General features: G+C 72.2%; 15 protein-coding genes and 1 pseudogene. 7 read left to right on the top strand and 9 right to left on the bottom strand.

What is annotated here, in order from left to right; genetic code table 11:
* Positions 1 to 249 precede the first annotated feature (249 nt).
* The 3 genes from ACFVQ0_RS05530 to ACFVQ0_RS05540 all read left to right on the top strand — a co-directional run bounded on the left by ACFVQ0_RS05530 (position 250) and on the right by ACFVQ0_RS05540 (position 2160).
* Positions 250 to 702, top strand: a complete 453-nt coding sequence (locus ACFVQ0_RS05530; RefSeq protein WP_390085402.1) for a DUF5709 domain-containing protein — start codon at positions 250 to 252, stop codon at positions 700 to 702.
* Between the two features lie 115 nt (positions 703 to 817).
* Positions 818 to 1660: an alpha/beta fold hydrolase gene (locus ACFVQ0_RS05535; protein WP_390084809.1), complete on the top strand. Its 843-nt coding sequence runs from the start codon at positions 818 to 820 to the stop codon at positions 1658 to 1660.
* 134 nt (positions 1661 to 1794) lie between these two features.
* On the top strand, positions 1795 to 2160 hold the full coding sequence (locus ACFVQ0_RS05540; RefSeq protein ID WP_390084811.1) for a nuclear transport factor 2 family protein: 366 nt from the start codon (positions 1795 to 1797) through the stop codon (positions 2158 to 2160).
* A gap of 12 nt (positions 2161 to 2172) precedes the next feature.
* Here the strand turns inward: ACFVQ0_RS05540 and ACFVQ0_RS05545 are convergent, their stop codons facing one another.
* The 6 genes from ACFVQ0_RS05545 to ACFVQ0_RS05570 all read right to left on the bottom strand — a co-directional run bounded on the left by ACFVQ0_RS05545 (position 2173) and on the right by ACFVQ0_RS05570 (position 8543).
* Positions 2173 to 3558, bottom strand: a complete 1386-nt coding sequence (locus ACFVQ0_RS05545) for an LLM class flavin-dependent oxidoreductase (protein ID WP_390084813.1) — start codon at positions 3556 to 3558, stop codon at positions 2173 to 2175.
* Positions 3542 to 4351: an ABC transporter ATP-binding protein gene (locus ACFVQ0_RS05550; protein ID WP_390084814.1), complete on the bottom strand. Its 810-nt coding sequence runs from the start codon at positions 4349 to 4351 to the stop codon at positions 3542 to 3544. The genes ACFVQ0_RS05545 and ACFVQ0_RS05550 overlap by 17 nt, the downstream gene beginning before the upstream one ends.
* Complete coding sequence (locus ACFVQ0_RS05555) at positions 4327 to 5229, bottom strand: ABC transporter permease (protein WP_390084816.1); 903 nt, start codon at positions 5227 to 5229, stop codon at positions 4327 to 4329. Before ACFVQ0_RS05555 ends, ACFVQ0_RS05550 begins: the two co-directional genes overlap by 25 nt.
* Complete coding sequence (locus ACFVQ0_RS05560; protein ID WP_390084818.1) at positions 5226 to 6293, bottom strand: ABC transporter substrate-binding protein; 1068 nt, start codon at positions 6291 to 6293, stop codon at positions 5226 to 5228. The genes ACFVQ0_RS05555 and ACFVQ0_RS05560 overlap by 4 nt, the downstream gene beginning before the upstream one ends.
* Before the next feature lie 13 nt (positions 6294 to 6306).
* Positions 6307 to 6846 (bottom strand): flavin reductase family protein, encoded by a 540-nt coding sequence (locus ACFVQ0_RS05565; RefSeq protein WP_390084820.1) that lies wholly within the window; start codon positions 6844 to 6846, stop codon positions 6307 to 6309.
* 425 nt (positions 6847 to 7271) lie between these two features.
* On the bottom strand, positions 7272 to 8543 hold the full coding sequence (locus tag ACFVQ0_RS05570) for an ROK family protein (RefSeq protein WP_390084822.1): 1272 nt from the start codon (positions 8541 to 8543) through the stop codon (positions 7272 to 7274).
* 567 nt (positions 8544 to 9110) lie between these two features.
* Between ACFVQ0_RS05570 and ACFVQ0_RS05575 the strand changes: the two genes are divergently transcribed.
* Entirely contained in the window at positions 9111 to 11561 is a 2451-nt protein-coding gene (locus tag ACFVQ0_RS05575; RefSeq protein ID WP_390084824.1) for an endonuclease/exonuclease/phosphatase family protein, read from the top strand.
* Positions 11562 to 11600: 39 nt separating this feature from the next.
* Here ACFVQ0_RS05575 and ACFVQ0_RS05580 read toward each other — a convergent pair whose 3' ends face one another.
* Genes ACFVQ0_RS05580 through ACFVQ0_RS05590 form a run of 3 tightly spaced genes read right to left on the bottom strand, consistent with a single transcriptional unit; the run spans position 11601 to position 14021 of the window.
* On the bottom strand, positions 11601 to 12521 hold the full coding sequence (locus tag ACFVQ0_RS05580) for an alpha/beta fold hydrolase (protein ID WP_390084826.1): 921 nt from the start codon (positions 12519 to 12521) through the stop codon (positions 11601 to 11603).
* A gap of 22 nt (positions 12522 to 12543) precedes the next feature.
* Positions 12544 to 13791 (bottom strand): beta-ketoacyl-[acyl-carrier-protein] synthase family protein, encoded by a 1248-nt coding sequence (locus ACFVQ0_RS05585; RefSeq protein WP_390084828.1) that lies wholly within the window; start codon positions 13789 to 13791, stop codon positions 12544 to 12546.
* On the bottom strand, positions 13788 to 14021 hold the full coding sequence (locus ACFVQ0_RS05590) for an acyl carrier protein (protein ID WP_390084830.1): 234 nt from the start codon (positions 14019 to 14021) through the stop codon (positions 13788 to 13790). Before ACFVQ0_RS05590 ends, ACFVQ0_RS05585 begins: the two co-directional genes overlap by 4 nt.
* A 382-nt stretch (positions 14022 to 14403) precedes the next feature.
* Here ACFVQ0_RS05590 and ACFVQ0_RS05595 point away from each other — a divergent pair.
* From ACFVQ0_RS05595 to ACFVQ0_RS05605, 3 genes and pseudogenes are all read left to right on the top strand, one after another.
* Positions 14404 to 15528: pseudogene (locus tag ACFVQ0_RS05595) on the top strand (N-acetylmuramoyl-L-alanine amidase); the annotation flags it as partial.
* 321 nt (positions 15529 to 15849) lie between these two features.
* Positions 15850 to 17292, top strand: coding sequence for an MFS transporter (locus ACFVQ0_RS05600; protein ID WP_390084832.1), 1443 nt, complete (start codon positions 15850 to 15852; stop codon positions 17290 to 17292).
* Between the two features lie 82 nt (positions 17293 to 17374).
* Complete coding sequence (locus ACFVQ0_RS05605; RefSeq protein ID WP_390084834.1) at positions 17375 to 18928, top strand: FGGY family carbohydrate kinase; 1554 nt, start codon at positions 17375 to 17377, stop codon at positions 18926 to 18928.
* Positions 18929 to 18985 lie beyond the last annotated feature (57 nt).

Consider the following 18985-nt stretch of genomic DNA (forward strand, 5'->3'; position numbering starts at 1 on the left):
GGACGGCCTCTCCACGCGGCTCCCGGTGCCGTTCCCGCCTTTCGGGGCGCTGTGCGCCCACACACTTTCCATCGTCTCTCACCCGTGCCGTCGCCGCCCGTCCGAGGCCGCGGGCTGCGGGTCCGGCGCAGCTCCCTCTATCCTGAGGAGGTACCGGACATTTCGAAGGCGAGCGGGCTGCGGTTCCCCCTTCTCCCGCGTCGTACGGTGGGCATGACCGGGATCCCCGACATCGGGAAGGGACTCATCATGAAGGATGCCGACCTGGGCGACGAGGTCTATCAGCCCCAGCAGCCGGAGGCCTCCGACCCCGCCGATCTGCTCGACGTGGAAGACACCCTGGACGACGGCGACCTCACCGACGTGCTCGACAAGGGGTACTCCCCGCCGGAGCGGCCGTGGGCCGTGGAGGACCGGGGCACCACCGCGTCCGAGCAGCACAGCGGCGAGGCGCTGGAGGGCCGGCTCGCCCGGGAGCTGCCCGAGGTCGCCGACGGTCCCGGTGACGGGGTGGGCGACATGCCGGACGGGGACGGCGAGCCCTGGGACGACGAGGTCGGCGACGTCCGCGCAGGGCGCCTGACCCGCGAGCTGGACCGCGACGATCCGGACACCATGGCGGGCGAGGACGTCGGGATCGACGGAGCGGCGGCGTCCGCCGAGGAAGCGGCCATGCACGTCGTCCCGGACGGCCCGGCGTAGTACCGGCGTACCGAGTGCCGGCCTGCCGAGTCCCAAGTACCAAGTACCGAGTACCGAGCGCCAAGTACCGAGTACCGACCTGCACCGAATACCGACATTCCGAGGGAGAGCCACCATGCCGTACATCACGGTCGGCCAGGAGAACTCCGCCGGCATCGAGCTGTACTACGAGGACCACGGCGAGGGCAGGCCTGTCGTCCTCATCCACGGGTTCCCGCTGAGCGGCGCCTCGTGGGAGAAACAGCTTCCGGTGCTCCTCGGCGCCGGGTACCGGGTCATCACCTATGACCGGCGCGGTTTCGGCCGCTCCGGCAGGCCCGTCACCGGGTACGACTACGACACGTTCGCCGCGGACCTGAACACCCTGGTGGAGGAGCTGGATCTGGAGGACGCGGTACTGACCGGGTTCTCCATGGGAACCGGCGAGGTCACCCGGTACCTCGGCAACTACGGCTCGCGCCGGGTGGGCCTCGCCGTCCTGGTGGCTCCAGTGCCGCCCTATCTGCTGCTGGCGGACGACAACCCCGCCGGTGTGGACCGGAGCGTCTTCGACGGCATCATGAGCGCCATCGTCGCGGACCGGCCCGCCTATCTCACCGACTTCCTTGATCAGTTCAACAACACCGACAAGCTCGCCGGCACCCGGGTCAGCGAGCAGGCGCTGCGGATGCAGTGGAACGTGGCGGCGGACGCCTCTGCCCACGCCACATTGGCGTGTGTGCCGACCTGGCTGACCGACTTCCGCGGCGACCTGCCGAAGAACGACGTGCCGACGCTGATCGTGCAGGGCGACGAGGACCGCATCCTGCCCATCGACTCCACCGGGCGGCGGCTGCCGGACCTCATCGGTGACAGCCGCCTCGTGGAGATCGCGGGCGGCCCGCACAACATCGGCTGGACCCACGCCGAGGAGCTCAACACCGTGCTGATGGGCTTCCTGGACGAACACCGGCGCTGACCGGCCCGGTCCCCGCACTCGCCGGAGCCGCTTACCCCGGAGGTAATCGACCCGTTCCCGTCGCTCGGACATCGTGTTCCTCATCGGCACAACGCGCCCGGCCCACCCGCCGGGACCGACGAGAGGAACCCACGATGACCGCCTACGACGACGCCGTCGAGCGCTACTTCGCCGCCTGGAACGCCGCCACCCCCGAGGAGTTGACGAAGGCCGTCGCGGCGGCGTTCACGGAGGACGCGGGCTACACCGACCCGCTGGCCGACGTGCGGGGGCACGACGAGCTGGCGGCCGCGATCAGTGGCGCCCAGCAGCAGTTCCCGGGCTTCGTCTTCCGGCAGACCGGGGCCACTGACGGGCACCACTCCCTCGTCCGTTTCACCTGGGAGCTGGTCGCGGCGGACGGCTCCGCCCCGGTCGCCGGTTCGGACGTGGCCGTGATCGCGGACGACGGACGGATCAGCGGGGTGGGCGGATTCCTGGACCGGGTACCGGCCGTCTGACAAGGCCTTCCGTCACCGGCTCTGCGCCAGCGCGATGCCGAAGTGGCCCTCGGCGTTGTCGACGGTCTCGAAGAGCCGGTTGGCGGGCCGGGGCAGCCCGTAGTGTCCGCGCAGGGTGCTCGCCGTGTACTCGGTGCGGAACAGGCCCCGCTGCTGGAGGATCGGCACCACCCGGTCGACGAAGACCTCAAGGCCGGAGGGGAGGACGGCGGGCATGATGTTGAAGCCGTCGGCGGCCCCGCTGTCGTACCAGTGCTCGATGGTGTCCGCGACCTGCTCTGCCGTGCCGGCGAAGGTGCGGTGGCCGCGTCCGCCGCCGAGCCGGCCGATCAGCTGACGCACGGTCAGGTGTTCGCGCCTGGCCAGCTCCACGATGAGCGTGTAGCGGCTCTTGGCACCCTCGATCTCGTCCTCGGTGGGAATGTCCCCGGGGAGTTCCGCGTCCAGGTCCAGTTCGTCGGGGGCGATCCTCAGCCGCTGGGCGAGCTGGCGCTTGGCGTAGTCCGGGACGATGAGCTCCTCCAGCTCGGCGTCCAGCGCCAGGGCCTCGGCCTCGGTGTCACCGATGACCGGCACGATGCCGGGGAGGATCTTGATGCCTTCCGGGTTGCGGCCCGCGGTCTCGGCGCGCCGCTTCACGTCCTTGTAGAACGCGATGCCTTCCTCCAGCGTCTGCTGGGCGGTGAACACCGCCTCCGCGTACCGGGCGGCGAAGTCCTTGCCGTCCTCGCTGGACCCGGCCTGCACGAGCAACGGATATCCCTGCGGCGGGCGTTGTACGTTCAGCGGGCCGTCGACCCGGAAGAACTCACCGCTGTGCCCGATCTTCCGCACTCGTTCCGCCAGGGCGTGGACGCCGCGCTCCTTGTCCGCGATGACGGCGTCGTCGGACCAGCTGTCCCACAGCTTGGTGGACACCTCGACGAACTCGCCGGCGCGCCGGTAGCGGTCGTGGTGCAGCGGGGTGTCGTCGAGGCCGAAGTTGCGGGCCGCGTCGGCGCCCGCCGTCGTGACGATGTTCCAGCCGGCCCGGCCGCCCGAGACGTGGTCGAGCGAGGCGAACCGGCGGGCCAGGTTGTACGGCTCGTTGTAGCTGGTCGACGCGGTGGCGATGAGGCCGATGTGCCGGGTGGCACCGGCCAGCGCGGTCAGCAGGACAGTCGGCTCCAGCTTGGCGGACGGGCGCCGTCCCGGATCGCCCATCAGGACAGGGCTGTCGGCGAGGAACAGCGAGTCCAGTCGGCCGCGCTCCGCGATCCGGGCCAGGTTCTTGTAGTGCTCGATGTCGGCGTTGGCCTCGGCCGGGCTCTCCGGCAGCCGCCAGGACGCCTCGTGGTGGCCGGTGGACATGAGGAAGGCGTTGAGATGCAGCTGCTTGCGCTCAGGCGTGCGGGGCATGGGATTCCTTCTGCTCGGAAGAGTTCTGGGGCTGGGGGCGCGTCACGCCCAGGGCGGTGAGCAGGGTGTCGCGGTACTCCTGGAACCGGGCGTCGCGCCGGGAGCGCGGGGTGGGCAGGTCGACGGTGAGGTCCACGGCGATCCGGCCGTCCTCCAGGACGAGCACCCGGTCGGCCAGTTCGACGGCCTCGTCCACGTCATGGGTGACCAGCAGGACCGCGGGCCGGTGGCGCTCGTACAGCTCGCGCAGCAGACCGTGCATCCTGATCCGGGTGAGGGCGTCCAGGGCGCCGAACGGCTCGTCCGCGAGGAGCAGTTCGGGCTCACGGACCAGGGCGCGGGCCAGCGCCGCGCGCTGCTGTTCGCCGCCGGACAGCTCGTGCGGCCACGACCGGCCGCGGCCCTCCAGACCGACCTCCGCCAGTGCGGTGAGGCCGCGTTCACGGGCCCCCGGTCCGCGCAGTCCGAGGACGACGTTGTCGATGACCCGGAGCCAGGGCAGCAGCCGGGAGTCCTGGAAGGAGAGCGATACCCGTTCGGGGACGGTGAGTTCACCGGAGCCCTCGACGGTGTGGTCGAGCCGGGCGACGGCCCGCAGCAGGGTGGACTTGCCCGAGCCGCTGCGGCCGAGCAACGCGGTGAACTCCCCCGCCGCGACGGTGAGATCGAGCTCCTTGAGGACGTCCCGGTCCCCGAACCGGCGGACCAGGCCTCGGGTGCGTATCGCGGGAGCGTCCACGGCCGCACCGGCAGCGGTGCGAGCGGCGGTCAGCCCGCCAGGGTGCGTCGCCACGACAGGACCCTCCTCTCGACGGTGCGTACCGCCGCGTCCGACGCGAAGCCGAAGATCCCGTAGGCCACCAGGCCGACGATGATCACGTCGGACTGGGCGTACTGCTGGGCCTGGAACATCATGTAGCCGATGCCGCTGGTGGCGTTGATCTGTTCGACGACGATCAGCCCGAGCCAGGACGCGGTGACGCCGAGGCGCAGTCCGACGAAGAAACCGGGCAGGGAGCCGGGGACGACGACCTTGCGGACGAACTGCGCGCGGCTCAGGTCGAGTCCCTCCGCCAGCTCGACGTACCGGCTGTCGATGCCGGTCAGTGAGGCGTACGTGTTGATGTACATGCTCACCGCGACACCGAGGGCGATCACGGTGACCTTCATCTGTTCACCGATGCCGAGCCAGAGGATCAGCAGCGGGAGCATGGCGAGGGACGGGATGGCGCGCTTGATCTGGAGCGGACCGTCCAGCAGGTATTCGCCGGTGCGGCTCAGTCCGGCGGCGACTGCGAGCACGACCCCCGCGACCACCCCGAAGAGGAGCCCGAGCCCGGCGCGTTGCAGCGAGATGAGGACGTTGTCCTGGAGCCGGCCGCTGGAGACGAGGTCCGAGGCGGTGGAGAGCACCGTGCCGGGCCCGGACAGGATCCGGGGGTCGAGGTAGCCGATGGCGGAGGCGGACCACCACAGCGCGACGACCAGCACCGGCCCGATCAGCCGCCCGAAGGGCACGGCCCGGCCGGGTCCCAGCCGTCTGCGGGTGGCGCGGGGCGCCGTGAGGCGGGGTGCGGGCGGGCCGGCGGCCACCGGGCTCGTCGTCTCCCCCGGCGCGGCGGCCGTGTTCACCCGGCTCGCAGTGCGGGCGTTCGTCAGCAGCTCGGTCATGACGTCTCCCGGTAGCGGGCCGGTACGGCTCCGGCCGCCAGCCCCTCGAAGCGGCGGTCGAACAGGCCGGCGACGTCCTGCTCCGGCACGAACCCGCCCTCGGCCATCAGGTCCGCTGTCTCCTGCTCCCACGCGACGGCCTTGTCCCAGCTCACCGGGAACCGGGGCTGCCGCAGGGAGGCGACGATGCGCCTGCCGTCCTCCCGGGTGACGCCCTGGTCCTTGACGTAGTACGTGTCGATCCAGGCGTCGGTGTTCTCCCAGGCCCACGCCACTCCGCGGGCCCACAGCGGGACGAAGGAACGGACGGCTGCGGCCTTGGCCTCGTCCCTCAGCACCTCGTCGGGTGCCCAGAGGACCGTGAGCAGGTCCACCACGTCCGTCTTGATCCCGCGCGCCCCGTCCTTGCCGTACTGGGTCAGGTACTTGGTCAGGGTCGGCTCGCCCAGCGGGGCCACGTCGACCTGTCCGGACTGCAGGGCGGTGAGGAACTGGGTGCTGGGCAGGGCGACCAGTTCGACGTCCTTGTTGGCGAGACCGGCCCGCTTCAGGGCGCGCAGTACGACGACGCCCTGGGCCTGGCCCTGCGAGAAGCCGATCTTCCGGCCGCGGAAGTCGGCCGCGCTCCTGATGTCCGAGCCGGGCGCGGTCGCGAAGACGTAAGTGGGGCTGTCGCGTACCTGCACCGCGACGATCTTCGCGCCGACGCCGATGGCCTGGGCCTGGATCGGCGGAATTCCGGCATTGACCGCGAGGTCGATGGAGTGGGCGCGGAATCCCTGGATGATGTCGGGGCCCGCGTTCAGATTGGGCCAGTCGGAAACGGTGAACGGCAGCTCCTTCCTCAGCCCCGCCGGGCCCAGCTGGAGCTGGGTGGTGCGGACGGCTATGGAGAGTTCCGTACCGGGTGGCGGCGCTCCCGAGGGAAGCCTTCCGGTGGGCGCGGAACTCGCCACCGTCCGGGTCTGCGGGGAGCAGGCGGCGAGAGCGCCGATGGCCGTCGCACCGGTGAGCGCGAGAAAGGACCTGCGGCCGACGGTCCGGTATGTGTCGTTGAGTGGCACGGGGAATCCCTGATCAGTGGCCGGTGGGGGGCGCGGGCGCCGGGAGGGTGAGATAGGCGCCGTCGTGGAAGAGGAGCGGGCTGCGCCCCTCGTCGAGCCGGGCGTCCACCACCCGGGCGATGACGACGCGGTGGTCACCGGCCGGGACGAGCTGTTCGATCTCCAGCCGCAGCCACCCGGCCACATCGTCGAGCACCGGCTCCCCCTGCGGCAGCCTCTGCCAGCGGGTGGGGGCGGCGAATCGGTCGATGCCGCTGGTGGCGAACGTGGTGGCCAGTTGCTGCTGTTCGGCACCGAGGAAGTTCACGACCGCCGTGCGGGCCCGCTCGATGTGCGGCCAGGAAGAGGTGGTGGTGCCGATGCCGAACGACACCAGCGGCGGGTCCAGCGAGAGCGAGCTGAGCGAGGTCGCGGTGAAACCTATGGGGCCGTGGCCCGCGTCGGCAGTGATGACGACGACTCCGGCGGGATAGCGGCGGAACGCCTGCCGGAACCGGCGCGGGTCGATGCCGGGGGCGGCCGGTGCGGCATATGAGGACACGGTGACGGTCAACGTCTCTCCCGATTGGGTGGGTGGGTCAGCAGGGTGCGAAAGAAAGGGGTCGCGGGCATACGTGAGTACGCGAACAGCAGGAATGCGATTCCGGGCAAGGCAGCCGTGACGGGGATTTGAACCGGCGGTTACCCGCAGCGGGAAAACACGGCGGAGGCAGTACAGCGGAAGCGGTTCGGCACAGGCCGCACCGCGGACGCGGCAGGATTTACCGGAGGCCCGGACAGGGGCGACAACAAAGGGACCGGACGGCGGCGAACGCCGTCACGGGCAGACGGAAGACGCGCGTCACGAAGGACGCGTTCCCTGAATTCCGCTGCCGGCTGGTCATGAATCCATCATCCCGTCCGCATTCACGCCCGGTCAACAATGCAACTGCCTGAATTAAGTCGGCCGAGGAAACGGCCACCGGAATTGGCGGGCCGTCAGGAGACGGCGGGCAGCGCGGGCCAGGGGCCGAGCGGATCCGTGTACAGCGCGCCGAGCGCCACCGCGCCGCCGGCCGTGGCCAGTACCGTGCCGGTGAAGCTGGTAGGCACCACCGCCCGCTCCGGGTCCTCGCAGACCCAGGAGCGCCTCGCCACCTCGGCCCGCAGACCGGCCAGACACTCGGGCATCCGGCCCACCCCCGGCTCGACCACGACGAGCACCTCGGGATCGAACATGTCGAGCAGCAGCGCCGCGGCCCGGCCCACCAGGCGCGCCCGGCGGCGGAAGAGCGCCACGGCCCGTGGCTCACCGGCCAGCGCCAGGTCCAGCAGCTCCGGGAACGAGTCCACGGCCAGCCCCTGACCGGCCGCGCGTCGCACCATCGCGCGCTCCGAGACCTCCGACTGGAGGCAGTCGGTACGCCCGCACGAACAACGGCCGGCACCGTCCGCCCCGTCGGCGTCGCCGCCCGACTCCGCGGTGCCGAGCGGCAGATGCGCCACGCTGCCCGCCCCCGAGCGCGGGCCCCGGTGCATGGCACCCTCCGTCGCGAAGGCGGCGTCCACGACCGCGCCGACGAAGAGCAGGACCGTGCTGGTCCGGGTCGACTCCTCGCCGAACAGCTGCTCCGCCCGCGCCAGTGCGCGGGCATGGCTGTCCACATGGACCGGGAGCCCGGTCGCGGCGGCGAGGATGTCGCGGGCCGGGACGTCGCGCCAGCCGAGCTGCGGATGCTCCACGATCACCCCGGCGACGGGATCGACCCGGTGCCCGGTGGCGAGGCCCAGGGCGAGCACGGTGCGGCCGCCCGCGTGCGCGGCCGTCAGCCGGGACAGCCGGGCCGCGAGTTCGCGGAGCATCCGGTGCGGGTCCGTGGTGCGGTGGGGCTGCCGGTCCTCGGCCACGATCCGGCCGCGCAGGTCCATCAGGGAGACGGTGGAGTGGGCTACGGCTATGTGCGCCCCGGCGACCAGATAGCCGCCGGTGTCGATCTCGACGGGGATGTGCGGGCGGCCGAGCCCTCGGGGCCCCGCCGTCTCCGCGCTCTCCCTGACCAGCCCGCGGGCCAGCAGCTGGGCGACGTGGCCGGTGACCGAGGCGGGCGAGAGGCCGGTGAGCCGGGCGACGGTGGAGCGGGCCACCGGCCCGTGGTCGAGGATCGCCCCGAACACCGCGCCGGTGCCCGCGAGCCTGCGGGCGGGCGGTGCGGATGTGTCGGAGCGGCGGGGCGGACGGGGGCGACGGCCGGGTGCGGACAGACTCTTCACGGTGTCTTCCAGGTCCTCGATGTCAGCGGGTGGCGCGGTGTGTGCTCCGGTACGGAGCTTCCGGCAGTCCGCCGCCGGCCCCGGGGAGCAGGACGGGAGGCGCTGCGCTGCGTGGAGAGACACCCTGCGGGGCCGGGCGGAGGCGGCTGGAGCGCCCCCGCCGACGGGTCGCGCGGGCGTGGTGCTCTCAGACCCGATGACACACGGCGGAGCACACACGCTTCAGGTCGATATGACCTCGCGTCGTCAGGTGTGCGGATCGCTGCATGCCGCGCAACGTAACCGGACCGGCGCAACCCGGTCAAACCATTGCCGCATCCTGGACACCCGTTCCCCTGCCGGGTGTTGCGCCGCGTTGCGGCGGCGTGACGGGCGTCCGGCGGGGGCGTGAACAGTGGCGTGCGGGAAGGGTGGCGCGGCGGGTGCGGGGCCCGGTCGGAGCACGGCGGGCGGCCGGTGTGGGCCGGATGGCGGAACGATTCCCGGAATTAACCTCTGATGCCTTGTCATGGCTGGTTCTACGCGCATAGCTTGTGCTCCCTCATCACACTCTGAGGGGCAGTTTCCGTGCGCATATCCAGACCTCGCTCCGTCCTGCTGGCCGGCGCGGTCGCCGTGACCCTCTCGGCCACCGCGCTGCCCGCCGCCTTCGCGGCCCCGTCCGCGTCCGCCGTGATCTCCGAGGTGTACGGGGGCGGCGGGAACTCGGGCGCGACGCTCACCCGCGACTTCGTCGAGCTGGCCAACGCCGGCTCCGCCGCGTACGACCTGTCCGGGTTCAGCGTCCAGTACCTGCCCGGTGCGCCGTCCGCCGGTTCGCAGTGGCAGGTGTCCCCGCTCACCGGCGCCGTGGCGCCCGGTGGCCGCTATCTCGTCGCCGAGGCCGCGGGCACCGGCGGAACCGTCGCGCTGCCCACCCCTGATGCCACCGGCACCGTCGCGATGTCCGCCGCGAGCGGCACGGTCGCGCTGGTCTCCGGCACCACGGCGCTGACCTGCAAGACGGCGGCCGACTGCGCCTCCGACACCCGGGTGGTGGACCTGGTGGGCTACGGTTCCGCCGTCGTCCGGGAAGGCAGCGGACCGGCGACCGGCGCCTCCGCCACCGCATCCGTGGCGCGCGCGGCCTCCCTCGCGGACACCGACGACAACGCCGCCGACCTGTCCGCCGGCGCACCCACCCCGGTGAACGCGGCCGGTGAGACCTCCGGCGGCGGCGAGGACCCCGGCGACCCGGGCAACCCCACGGAGCCCGGCACCGTGCGCGTGCACGACATCCAGGGCGCCACCCGGGTCTCCCCGCTGGACGGCAAGGCGGTGACCGGGGTCCCCGGCATCGTCACGGCGGTCCGCACCACGGGTTCGCGCGGATTCTGGATCCAGGACCCCTCGCCGGACGCGGACCCCCGCACCTCGGAGGGCGTCCTGGTCTACACCGGCTCCGCCGTCCCGACGGTCTCGGTGGGCGATTCGGTCCTGGTCAGCGGCACGGTGGACGAGTACTACCCGTCGGCCACCACGCAGTCCGTCACCGAGATCACCGCGCCAAAGATCACGGTGCTCTCCTCCGGCAACGCGCTGCCCGCCCCGGTGGTGCTCGACGCGAAGGCGGTACCGGGCGGTTACGCCCCCTCCGCGGACGGTGGCTCGATCGACGCGCTGCCCCTCGAACCGGCGAAGTACGCGCTCGACCTGTACGAGTCCCTCGAAGGCACCCGGGTCGAGACCGCAGACACCCGGGTCACCGGCGCCACGACCTCGTACGGCGAGGTCTGGGTGACCGTGGAGCCGAAGCAGAACCCGACCCGGCGCGGCGGCACCCTGTACTCCTCGTACACCGACCAGAACACCGGCCGGATCAAGGTCATGTCGCTCGACTCCGGCCGTCCCGTCCCGGTCGCGAACGTGGGTGACGTGCTGTCCGGCACCACCAGCGGCGTGCTGGACTACGACTCCTTCGGCGGCTACAGCCTCCAGGCCACCCGGCTCGGCACCCTCACCGACCGGCACCTGAAGCGTGAGGTCACCAGGAAGCAGAAGCGCGACGAACTCGCCGTCTCCACCTACAACGTGGAGAACCTCGACGCGCTCGACGAGCAGGGCAAGTTCGACACCCTCGCCAAGGGCGTCGCGGTCAACCTGGCCTCCCCCGACATCGTGTCGCTGGAGGAGATCCAGGACGACAACGGCGCGGTCAACGACGGCACGGTCGGCTCGGAGGCGACGCTGAAGCGGTTCACCGACGCGATCGTCGCGGCGGGCGGCCCGCGCTACTCCTGGCGCTATGTCGCTCCGCAGGACGGCAAGGACGGCGGCGAGCCCGGCGGCAACATCCGTAACGTCTTCCTCTTCAACCCCGCCCGGGTCTCCTTCGTGGACCGCCCCGGCGGCGACGCGACCACCGCGGTGAAGGCCGTACGGACCCGGCAGGGCGTCGCCCTGTCGGCGTCGCCCGCCCGGATCAGTCCGCTGGACGAGTCGTGGGCCGACAGCCGCAAGCCGCTGGTCGGTGAGTTCCGCTTCCGTGGCGAGCCGGTGTTCGTCATCGGCAACCACTTCACCTCCAAGGGCGGCGACCAGCCGTTGCACGGCCGCTACCAGCCGCCCGTGCGCAGCTCGGAGACGAAGCGGGTCAAGCAGGCGGCGGAGGTCAACACCTTCGTCAAGTCCCTGCTGGCGGCGGACAAGTCGGCCCGGGTCATCACCCTCGGTGACCTGAACGACTTCGCGTTCTCACCGACGATGTCCGCGCTCACCGCCGGGAAGGCGCTCAAGCCGCTGATCAACACACTGCCGGCGAACGAGCGGTACAGCTACGTCTACGAGGGCAACTCGCAGACGCTGGACCACATCCTGACGAGCCCGGGTATCCGGCACCTCGACTACGACGTGGTGCACATCAACGCGGAGTTCGCGGACCAGGCGAGCGACCACGACCCGCAGATCGTCCGGGTACGGGCCGACGCGTCCGGTCACGGGGACCACGGGCACCACGGCGGCCATCACGGTCACCACTGATCACGCGCGGGGCGGGCGGCGGGGCGGCCCGGCGGACGCTCAGCCGCCCGTCCGCTGCCGCGCCCCCGCCGCGCGCGCCCGCGGCCGCGGCAGCGCGGCGGCGAGGGGCCACAGCGCGGGCGCCGGCTCCAGGGGGAGGTCGCTGAAGAAGCGGGCGACCAGATCAGCGACGTCGTCGGGGCGCTCCAGCACGACCCAGTGGTCCGAGTCCCCGATGGTCAGGAAGCGGCTGCCCTCGATCGTCGCCGCGAAGGCCCGCTGCCGTTCGGGTGAGGTCACCGTGTCGTGCTCGCCCGCGAAGACGAGCGCCGGCACCCCGCTGAGCCCGCCGGAGAAGTCCGGCCGGTGGCCCAGCGCCCGGCGCAGCGACTGCGCGGCGTGCGGGGAGTGGCTGAGCGCGTGCAGGAACGAGCGCCGGACGTAGCGCCGGGCGAGCTCCCTGCGGTGCACGTTGCGCTCCGGGTCCAGGCACATCAGAGCCTCCGCCGTCAGGGTGGCGAGCCCCTCCATGTCACCGGAGCCCAGCCGGTCCACCGCCCGGCCCCACTGCGTCCGCTGGGCCTCGCTGATGTGGACCGGGACGCCGCCGAGGACCAGCCGGGCGATGCGGCGGGGGTTCTGCCGGGCGCAGCCGAACGCGATCGACGTGCCGTAGGAGAAGCCGAAGAGGTTGACCCGTGGCACGCCCAGGTCGTCGATGATCCCGGTGACGGCCTCGTACAGGATGTCGTCGCCGGTGCCGGGCGGCAGCGGGTCGGCGCCGCCCATGCCGGGCAGGTCGGCGGTGACGACATGGGCCCTCGGCCCCAGGTGCTCGTCCATCTGCGGCCAGCCGTACATGCCCTGGAGCGCGCCGCCGAGGACGATGACCGGCTCGGTGCGGGGCGAGGGCTGGGGCAGGGTCCGGTAGCTGTAGCGCAGCCCGTGCACCGACAGGTGCCGGACGATCTCGTCGGGCATGGTGGCCATCCTTAGAGCACGGTCAGGCCCTGGTGAGGACGAGTGCGGCGTTGTGGCCGCCGAAGCCGAGCGAGGTCTTGACGGCCGCGTCGAACGTGCCGGGCCGGGCCTCCTTGCTCACCACTTCGAGCGGGATCTCCGGGTCGGGGGCGTCCAGGTTGACGGTGGGCGGCACGAGTTGGTGCTGGAGGGCCAGCACGGTCAGCGCGGTCTCGATGCCGCCCGCGGCGCCCAGGGTGTGCCCGGTCATCGCCTTCGTGGACGTGACGAGGGGGTGCGTGCCGAGGACCCGGCGCAGCATCACCGTCTCGATCAGGTCGTTGGCGACGGTCGAGGTGCCGTGCGCGTTGACGTGTCCGATGTCCGCCGCGCCGATTCCGGCGTCCGCGAGGGCGGCGCGCAGGGCGCGTTCGATGCCGAGGCCCTCGGGGTCGGGTGCGACGGCGGAGTACGCGTCGCTGGAGGCGCCGTAGCCGGCGATGTGCGCGCGGACGGTCGCGCCTCGGGCGCGGGCGTGCTCGGGGCGCTCCATGACGAGGAGTCCGGCGCCCTCGCCGACGACGAAGCCGTCGCGGTGGGTGTCGAAGGGGCGGCAGGCGGACTCGGGGTCGTCGCGGCGGGTGGAGACGGCCTTCAGCTGGCAGGCGCTGGCGATCAGCAGTCGGGAGCAGACCGATTCGGCGCCGCCCGCGACGACGATGTCGCAGGCTCCGGTGCGCAGCATCTGGTGTGCGGTGCCGATGGCGACGGTGCCGGACGAGCAGGCGGTGGAGACGGCCTGGCTGGGTCCGTGTGCGCCGAGGTCGGTCGCGACGCTGCTGGCGGCGCCGTTGACGACGGTGAGCGGGGCGAGTTTGGGCGAGACCCGGCGGGCGCCGCGCTCGGTGAGGGCGGCGTGCTGCTGGTCGTAGAAGGGCAGTCCGCCGTGGGCGGAGCCGATGACGACGGCGACGCGGGAGCTCTCCCAGACCGAGGGGTCGAGTCCGGCGTCGGCGACGGCCTCGCGGGCGGCGATGACGGCGAGCTGCGAGAAGCGGTCCATGAGCCGCTGGGTCGCCACGCCGAGGATCGCCCTGGTGTCGAGGCCGGTGACGGTGTACATGAAGTCGCACGGCAGGTCGTGGAGTTCGGGCCGGTGCGGGACCGAGGGCGCGGTGGCGGCCTCCGAGACCCCGCGCCAGGCGGCGTCGGTGCCGACGCCCGCCGCGGTGACGAGGCCGATGCCGGTGACGGCGGCGGCGAACGGCTCGGGGCGGTACCGGCCGGTCACGCGGCGGCCTTGGCGCGCACCGCGTCGACCAGTTGGCCGACGGTGTCGCGCGAGGTGAGCTGGATGTCGTCCAGGTCGATACCCATCCGGTCCTCGATGAGGAGCCGCAGTTCCTCCAGGGCCAGGGAATCCAGCCTGAGCTGACGGAGCGACACTTCGGGGCGGATCGCCACGGGATCGGTTCCGAAGTTCGCCACCAGCAAGGTGCTGATCTCGTCTGCCGTGCTCATGGGCACTCCTCCGCTGTCGTACGCGGTGACGCCTTGCCGCGTGAGAGGTCACTGCCATCGGGGGACGCCGGCCGGTCCGGAGGGACCCTTTATACGCCCTGCGGGAGGCGGCTCCGCTCCGCGTTCCCCCGTGCGGTGGGGTGGCTGGGCAGGTGTACGAATCTCCGCCGCGCGGTCCTGGACCGGGCGATGCCGGGCACCGGACGCACACACCGCTGTCGGCACGTCAACTCCATTGGAGTGAAAGCGAGTTCGACACGCGGCGACTCGATTGTCATGCCCTGAACAGATAGTTAACCTGAGCGGGCTTCGCGGCCCCTGCCCACCCCACCTCACCCCGGGCCCGGGGGCCGTTCTTCTCCCCCACAGAGCAGGAGCAGGTATGCCCAGCCGCCCGGCACCCCACACCAAGGCCCGCGCATCCGTGCTGGCGGCCCTCACCGCCACCGTCCTGACCGTCACCGCCACCCCCGCCCTCGCCGCGCCGGACCCCGGCCACCCCCTGAACCGGGCCTTCGAGCGGGCGGCGAACCGGTTCGGAGTACCGCGCGATCTGCTCGCCGCCGTCGGATACGGCGAGAGCCGCCTCGACGGCCACGCCGGACTCCCCAGCCAGGCGAACGGCTACGGCGTGATGCACCTCGTCAGCAACCCCTCGAACCGGACCCTGGAGCGGGCCGCCGCCCTCACCGGCGAACCCCTGGCCGATCTCCGCACCGACACCGGGTCCAACATCCTGGGCGGCGCCGCCGTGCTGCGCGGCTACGCGGACAAGCTCGGCCTGGACGCCCGGGACCGGGCGGACATCGACGCCTGGTACCCGGCCGTCGCCCGCTACAGCGGCACCGGGGGCCCGGCCGCCGCCCTGTACGCCGACACGGTCTACACCTTCCTGGCGGACGGGCTCGACGCCCTCACCCCGGACGGCGAACACGTCTCGGTGACCGGGCGGCCGGTCTCCCCGCACAAGGGCTCGCTCGCCGCCGCGGAGCCGGTCGCCCGCAGCGCCGACTACCCGGCCGCGCTCTGGGTCCCGGCCGATCCGGCCAACTTCGCCACCGGCCGCTCGGCGGCCATCGACAAGGTGGTCATCCACGTCACGCAGGGCTCGTACGCGGGCTCGATCAGCTGGTTCCAGAACCCGGCGTCCGAGGTGAGCGCGCACTACGTGGTGCGCTCGTCCGACGGCCAGATCACCCAGATGGTCCGCGACAGCGACACCGCGTACCACGCGCGCAGCGCCAACTCCTCGACGCTCGGCATCGAGCACGAGGGATTCATCGACGACCCGTCCTGGTTCACGGACCCGATGTACCGCTCCTCCGCGGCCCTGACCGCGTACCTGTGCGACCGGTACGGAATCCCGAAGGACCGGGCGCACATCATCGGCCACAGCGAGGCCCCGGGCAACGACCACACCGACCCCGGTCCGAACTGGGACTGGACGCGCTACATGCAGCTGGTGGGCGGGAACACCGGGGCCGGCACCACCCCCGGCGGGCCGGGGCTCGCCGCGTACGAGGCGGCGCTGACGGCGGGGCTCTGACGGGCCCGGTCACGGGCGGGAACGGTCTCGGGCGCGGCCCGTGACCGGCCCCGCCCGTGACGTGCGGGAACCCCGGACGTCACGTTTGGGTAACCCGGCGGAAACCCTTGACGTTTCTCCGGACACCTTCCTAATCTCCTCGTGTAGTCGCACTTCACGTGCTGCGGCGCTTTCCGCAGTGTTTTGACAGGCACAGACATAGACCACCTGTCGGTGGTTTCGTCATGCCTGTTTTTTTTGTGCTCCCCGTGCCGCCGATGGGTCTTCCTCGAAGGCGGATTCATGGCACAACGTCCGAGCGTCAAAGGCGTCGCCGACGTCGTTGCGCTCATCGATGGGCTGGGAAAGATCACCGGCCGGGCGCAAGTCATCTGGTTCCTCGTATTCGGCGGGCTGTTCCTCGACGCCTACTCGAACGCCGCGCTGAGCGCCGGTCTGGGACCGATGACGTCCCAGATGGAGCTCACCAGCACGCAGGTCTCGATCCTCACGGCCACCGCTCCGGCCCTGGCGATCATCTTCAACCCCATCGGCGGCTGGCTCGCCACCCGGATCGGCCGGGTCCCCCCGCTGCTCATCGCCAAGGTCTTCGCGATCGCGGGCGCCCTGCTCGCCGCGTTCGCCGGTGACTTCACGGTGGTCTGGCTCGGCCGGGTCCTGGTCGGCATCGCGTACGGCATCGACTTCGCCGTCGCCATGGCGCTGCTCGCCGAGTACACCCCCGCCAAGCTCGGCGGCCGGCTGAACCTGTGGCAGGCCGTCTGGTACGTCGCCACCACCAGCAACCTCGCGCTCGCCCTGCTCTTCTTCAACCTGGACGTCGGCGCGGACATCTGGCGCTGGTCGGTGGGGTCCGCCGCGGTCGTCGCGCTCGCCCTGCTGGCGGGCCAGTGGCTGATGCTCAGGGAGAGCCCGACCTGGCTGGCCAGCAAGGGCCGGCTCGACGAGGCCGTCCTCAACCTGGACCGGATCTACCGGATCAAGGCCGTCGCCGGGAAGCCCGACGCGGCGACCCGCGCCGCGACCGAGGCCCCCGCCATCGGCTTCCGCCAGGCCGGGCTGCTGTTCAGGGGCGAGTACCTGCCGCGCACCATCCTCTCGTCCGTGATCTCGCTCGGGCAGTCCATGCAGTACTTCGCGGTCGGCTGGTACCTCCCGCTGATCAGCCTGACGATCTTCGGCGAGAGCTTCGAGAAGGCCACGATCGGTTCGATGGTGTTCAACGCCTTCGGCATCGCGGGCGGGCTGCTGTCCGCGTACTTCGGCCGCCGGCTCGGGCTGCGGCTCAGCTCGGCCGCCGGTTTCGCCGGGGTGTTCGTCGCCCTGATCGCGATGGGCCTCACCTTCGAGAAGGTCCCGACGGCGGTGGCGTTCCTGCTGCCCGTGCTGTTCATCCTGTGCCACTCCGCCGGCCCCGGCGCCAACGGCAAGTCCATCGCGGCGCTCTCGTACAGCAGTGACGTGCGCGCGCTCGGTACCGGTGTGACCGGGATGGTCGGCAGCTTCGGCAGTGTCGCCGGGCTGTACCTCTTCCCGCAGATCAAGGAGTCGCTCGGGCTGGCCGACACCTTCCTGGTCCTCGCCGTCGTACCGCTGCTCGGCATGATCACGTGTCTGGCCATCAAGTGGGACCCGATGAAGGCCGCGTCGCCCGACGAGGCGACGGCGCCCGACGCCACCGACGCGGACGAACGGGAATCCGCGCCCTCCGCGGCCGCGCGCTGACCGTCCGCCGCGCCTGCCGCACCACACGATGGTCCCTCTCCCCCTCCGTACAGCTCGCGATGCTCGCAATGAAAGGGCTGCAATGACGCAGACGCTCCCCGGCGCCGCCCCACGGCGCGGTGTGCTGGCCATCGACGAGGGCACCACCGGCACCAGGGCCGGAGTCGTCCTCGACTCCGGCGCCGCCCACGAGGTGTTCTACCGGTCGATCAAGGTCAGCCATCCGGACGACCTCTCGGTCGAGCAGGACCCGATGGAGATCTGGACCGCCACCCTGGAGGTGGCGCGCCGGGCCATCGGCGCCGCACGGGCCGAGGGCATCGCGGTCACCGCGGTCGCGCTCTCCACCCAGCGGGCCACCGCGATGCTCTGGGACCGGGTCACCGGGCGGCCGCTGCTGCCCGCCGTGGTGTGGCAGGACCGGCGGTACGCCGCCGAGCTCACCGCGCACGAGGCGGAGTGGGACACCGTCCTCACCGCCCGCCAGGGCCGGCCGGTCGGCGCCCGCGCGCCGTTCCTCTGGGCCGCCCGGCAGATCGCCGCGCACCCGGAGGTGGCCGCCGCGCACCGCGAGGGCCGGCTGCTCTTCGGCACCGTCGACACCTGGCTGATCTGGCGGCTGACCGGTGGCGCCGTGCACGCCACCACCCCGACCAACGCCGCCTCCAGCGGGGGCTACCTGCTGGAGCGGCACGCCTGGGACGAGGAGTGGATCAGCCACCTCGGCTTCCCCCTCGACCTGCTTCCGGAACTCCGCTCCGACGACGCCGGATTCGGCACCACCGACCCGGCCGCCCTCGGCATCGCCGTCCCGCTGGCCGCCTCCATGGGCGACCAGCACGCCGCACTGATCGCGCTCGGCGGCCTGGCCGCCGGGCAGGGCATGTGCATGTACGGGACCGGCGCGTTCGTCGACGCGGCGACCGGCACCACACCCGCCCTGCCCCGGCCGGACATCTCCGGGGTGCTCGCCCAGCCCGGCCGGCGGCAGGGCGACATCAGCCACTTCAGCCTGGAGGCCTACACCTCCACGGCGGGCTCGGCGCTGCGCTGGCTCTGTGACGACCTGGGCCTGTTCGCCTCGCCGAAGGAGCTCGGTGAGGAGGCCGGCCGAGTCCCCACCCGGCCGGGCCGCACCCCGCGTTTCGTCCCGGCGCTCGCCGGGGTCCGTACGCCGGTCTGGCATCCGGAGGCCACCGCCGCCCTCACCGGGCTCACCCTCGCCACCACCCGGGCCGATCTGGCCCGTGCCGTCCTGGACGGCATCGCGCACTCGGTGTGCGACCTCATCGACGGGGTCGCCGCCACGATGGACGCCCCGTTCACCCGGCTCCGGGTCGGCGGCGGGGTCGCGGGCAGCGACCCGCTCCTGCGGATCCAGGCCGACCTGACCGGCCTGCCGCTGGAGCGGGTCGCCGACTCGGCCACCGCCAGCCTGCGCGGCACCGCCTATCTGGCCGGGGTCGCCCAGGGCCTGTGGGGCTCGCTCGAAGAGGTCGTCGAGGCGCAGCCGCACGGCCGGATCTTCGAGCCGACGCTCGGCGCGGCCGAGCGCGGAGCCCAGCGGGCCGCCTGGCGCGACGTGCTGATCGCGCACCTGAAGGACCCCGCGCTCACCCCTCTCACCCCCCACTGACGGTCCTCACCGTCAGCAGGCGGCCGGTTTCCCGACCACACCGCCGCCGCACCGAAA

This window comes from Streptomyces sp. NPDC057900, from assembly GCF_042887885.1.
Taxonomy (GTDB): Bacteria; Actinomycetota; Actinomycetes; order Streptomycetales; family Streptomycetaceae; genus Streptomyces.